Origin of the sequence: Sediminimonas qiaohouensis DSM 21189, from assembly GCF_000423645.1 — a bacterium.
GTDB classification, from domain to species: domain Bacteria; phylum Pseudomonadota; class Alphaproteobacteria; order Rhodobacterales; family Rhodobacteraceae; genus Sediminimonas; species Sediminimonas qiaohouensis.
Genome location: NZ_AUIJ01000055.1, coordinates 1 through 3,943, shown reverse-complemented (window position 1 = coordinate 3,943; position 3,943 = coordinate 1). Strand labels below are relative to the sequence as shown.

General features: G+C 55.3%; 2 tRNA genes and 2 rRNA genes. All 4 read left to right on the top strand.

From position 1 onward, the window contains the following. The first annotated feature begins 67 nt into the window (after positions 1–67). The 4 genes from G568_RS0117525 to G568_RS0117505 all read left to right on the top strand — a co-directional run bounded on the left by G568_RS0117525 (position 68) and on the right by G568_RS0117505 (position 3,943). Positions 68–143: transfer RNA gene (locus G568_RS0117525), tRNA-Ala, on the top strand. A gap of 504 nt (positions 144–647) precedes the next feature. Beyond that, a 23S ribosomal RNA gene (locus G568_RS0117515) occupies positions 648–3,522 on the top strand. A gap of 70 nt (positions 3,523–3,592) precedes the next feature. Next, a 5S ribosomal RNA gene (gene rrf, locus G568_RS0117510) occupies positions 3,593–3,707 on the top strand. Positions 3,708–3,866: 159 nt separating this feature from the next. Then, positions 3,867–3,943: transfer RNA gene (locus G568_RS0117505), tRNA-Met, on the top strand.

The following is a 3,943-nucleotide window of genomic DNA, read 5'->3' as shown; positions in this document are numbered from 1 at the left end:
GCCGAATAGGCGGTAGGCCGGATATAATGGCCTCAAGTAGCCGAATAGGCGGTAGGCCACCCAAGATGGGGCCTTAGCTCAGCTGGGAGAGCGCCTGATTTGCATTCAGGAGGTCAGGAGTTCGATCCTCCTAGGCTCCACCATTTCCGATTTGACCGCCAAGCGCTGTAGTCAGTGTTTGGCCGTCCAATCGGACGAAACGTCCTCAAGTAGCCGCAAGGCGGTAGGACACGATCATGTCCTCAAGTAGCCGCAAGGCGGTAGGACACGAAGATTGACATCGTTTAGAGAGATACATAACGACACCGTCCGGTGTTGCCCGAGTAGGGGCGACATCTCGGTCCGTGCCGGCCCCATCAAGGGTCCGGCAAGCGCATTTGCACGCCTTCCTCAGGCAGCTTTTGCGTATGCGGGTCGAAATCGGCGGTGTTGTCCAAGTCAAGTACACTAACCAACGAGGCCCTTTGCGGGTCTCAGGGAAAGTATGCTTTTGACCGGAAAGAGGGCGCGTGTTGCTTGAACCAGCTTGCACGTGCCGTGAGATTGTTTGTGTGTTCCGTCGCCGCAAGGCGGTAGGGCACGATCATGTCCTCAAGTAGCCGCAAGGCGGTAGGACACGATGAGCAAGTCTTGCTCTTTCTGGATCAAATCAAGCGCGAGAAGGGCGTTTGGTGGATGCCTTGGCAGTAAGAGGCGATGAAGGACGTGATACTCTGCGATAAGCCATGGGGAGCCGAGAATAGGCCTTGATCCATGGATTTCCGAATGGGGCAACCCACCTGACACACTCTTATTTATTCTGCTGTTTCGAAGCTATGCGGGGTTCGCCCTCAAGTAGCCGGGAGGCGGTAGGGCAAAATAAGCGTGTGAGACAGGTACTTTTGACCTGAATACATAGGGTTAAAAGAGCAAACCCGGGGAACTGAAACATCTAAGTACCCGGAGGAAAGGACATCAACAGAGACTCCCCTAGTAGCGGCGAGCGAACGGGGACCAGCCGAGCCTTGAGAGTGACCGGAACTGTTTGGAAAAGCAGGCCATAGCGGGTGACAGCCCCGTACGGGAAGCTCGATGGGACGTATCAAGTAGGGCGGGACACGTGAAATCCTGTTCGAAGATCGGGGGACCACCCCCGAAGGCTAAGTACTCCTTACTGACCGATAGCGAACCAGTACCGTGAGGGAAAGGTGAAAAGCACCCCGACGAGGGGAGTGAAACAGTACCTGAAACCGAACGCCTACAAACAGTCGGAGCACCCTTGCGGTGTGACGGCGTACCTTTTGTATAATGGGTCATCGACTTGGTCTCACGAGCAAGCTTAAGCCGATAGGTGTAGGCGCAGCGAAAGCGAGTCTTAATAGGGCGCATGAGTTCGTGGGATCAGACCCGAAACCGAGTGATCTAGGCATGACCAGGCTGAAGGTTGGGTAACACCAACTGGAGGGCCGAACCCACACCTGTTGAAAAAGGTCGGGATGAGTTGTGCCTAGGGGTGAAAGGCCAATCAAACTCGGAGATAGCTGGTTCTCTGCGAAATCTATTTAGGTAGAGCGTCATCCGAATACCCCCGGGGGTAGAGCACTGGATGGGTAATGGGGCCCCACAGGCTTACTGATCCTAACCAAACTCCGAATACCGGGGAGTACTAGATGGCAGACACACAGCGGATGCTAACGTCCGTTGTGGAGAGGGAAACAACCCTGACCTACAGCTAAGGCCCCCAATTCATGGCTAAGTGGGAAAGCAGGTGAGACGGCCAAAACAACCAGGAGGTTGGCTTAGAAGCAGCCATCCTTTAAAGATAGCGTAACAGCTCACTGGTCTAAATAAGCTGTCTTGCGGCGAAGATGTAACGGGGCTCAAGCCATGAGCCGAAGCTTAGGATGCACATAGTGCATGGTAGCAGAGCGTAGTGTGACATAGTCTCATTCCTCCTTAGCGGGTTCGCCCGCCTTGGAGGAGAGAGGCTTTCAGTGAAGCCGGCGCGTGAGCGATCCGGTGGAGAGATCACTAGTGAGAATGATGACATGAGTAGCGACAAACAGGGTGAGAGACCCTGTCGCCGAAAGTCCAAGGGTTCCTGCTTAAAGCTAATCTGAGCAGGGTAAGCCGACCCCTAAGGCGAGGCCGAAAGGCGTAGTCGATGGGAACCAGGTTAATATTCCTGGGCCAGGAGGATGTGACGGATCGGAAACGTTGTTCGCCCTTATCGGATTGGGCGGGCCGCCAACCGGTTCCTGGAAATAGCACCTCCGTGAGATCGTACCCTAAACCGACACAGGTGGACTGGTAGAGCATACCAAGGCGCTTGAGAGAACGATGTTGAAGGAACTCGGCAAAATACCTCCGTAAGTTCGCGAGAAGGAGGCCCAGTTTCTACGCAAGTATTGGCTGGGGGCACAAACCAGGGGGTGGCGACTGTTTACTAAAAACACAGGGCTCTGCGAAGTCGCAAGACGACGTATAGGGTCTGACGCCTGCCCGGTGCCGGAAGGTTAAAAGGAGGTGTGAGAGCACCGAATTGAAGCCCCGGTAAACGGCGGCCGTAACTATAACGGTCCTAAGGTAGCGAAATTCCTTGTCGGGTAAGTTCCGACCTGCACGAATGGCGTAACGACTTCCCCGCTGTCTCCAACATCGACTCAGCGAAATTGAATTGCCTGTCAAGATGCAGGCTTCCCGCGGTTAGACGGAAAGACCCCGTGCACCTTTACTACAGCTTCACACTGGCATCAGGATTGCGATGTGCAGGATAGGTGGTAGGCTTCGAACCCGGGACGCCAGTTCCGGTGGAGCCATCCTTGAGATACCACCCTTCGCACTCTTGATGTCTAACCGCGGTCCGTTATCCGGATCCGGGACCCTGTGTGGCGGGTAGTTTGACTGGGGCGGTCGCCTCCTAAAGAGTAACGGAGGCGCGCGAAGGTTGGCTCAGAGCGGTCGGAAATCGCTCGTTGAGTGCAATGGCAGAAGCCAGCCTGACTGCGAGACTGACAAGTCGAGCAGAGTCGAAAGACGGCCATAGTGATCCGGTGGTCCCGCGTGGAAGGGCCATCGCTCAACGGATAAAAGGTACGCCGGGGATAACAGGCTGATACTGCCCAAGAGTCCATATCGACGGCAGTGTTTGGCACCTCGATGTCGGCTCATCTCATCCTGGGGCTGGAGCAGGTCCCAAGGGTACGGCTGTTCGCCGTTTAAAGAGGTACGTGAGCTGGGTTTAGAACGTCGTGAGACAGTTCGGTCCCTATCTGCCGTGGGTGTAGGATACTTGAGAGGAGTTGCCCCTAGTACGAGAGGACCGGGGTGAACGATCCACTGGTGGACCTGTTGTTGCGCCAGCAGCAGTGCAGGGTAGCTATGATCGGAAAGGATAACCGCTGAAGGCATCTAAGCGGGAAGCCCCCCTCAAAACAAGGTATCCCCGAGGGCCGTGGTAGACCACCACGTCGATAGGCCGGAGATGTAAGCGCAGCAATGCGTTCAGTTGACCGGTACTAATGGCCCGATAGGCTTGATTTGATCCAGTAACAGCAAGACTGGACCGTCAAGGCATACAACCCCCTTGACTTGGACGATGTGTCTTCCTCGGTTTGGTGGTCATAGCACGAGCAAAACACCCGGATCCATTCCGAACCCGGCCGTTAAGTGCCGTAGCGCCAATGGTACTGCGTCTCAAGACGTGGGAGAGTAGGTCACCGCCAAACCTAGAAAGACACATCAACGTATCTCTCGAAAACGATAAATGCCCAATCCAGACACCCTCCGGAGCGGGCACGGGCCTCGACAAAAAAACGATCGCCCGACAAAACGCCATAGGTCGCGGAAACCTCGCCAGACCAAAAAACTGGCAATTCCGAAAACGTCGCGGGGTGGAGCAGCCCGGTAGCTCGTCAGGCTCATAACCTGAAGGTCGTAGGTTCAAATCCTACCCCCGCAACCA